This window comes from Seonamhaeicola marinus (assembly GCF_008085455.1).
On record NZ_VSDQ01000365.1, the window covers coordinates 668 to 940 of the forward strand.

General features: G+C 46.9%; 1 protein-coding gene. It reads right to left on the reverse strand.

Features of this window, described 5'->3' with window-relative positions; all coding sequences use genetic code 11:
• The coding region (locus FUA24_RS25675) for a DnaJ domain-containing protein (protein ID WP_246146956.1) at positions 1-273 on the reverse strand (273 nt) is incomplete at both ends.

Consider the following 273-nt stretch of genomic DNA (forward strand, 5'->3'; position numbering starts at 1 on the left):
TACCTTTAACTCTGCGTTGGCCGCCGCCACCGCCAAAACCTGAGAAACCACCACCAAAGGCACCACCAAAAATATCACCAAATTGGCTAAAGATGTCGTCCATATTCATGCCGCCGCCACCAAAGCCACCGCCATTTTCAAATGCTTGGTGCCCAAATTGGTCATAACGTGCTTTTTTATCGGCATCACTTAAAACCTCATATGCTTCGGCTGCTTCTTTAAACTTAGCCTCGGCATCTTTGTCATCCGGATTTTTGTCAGGGTGAAACTCAA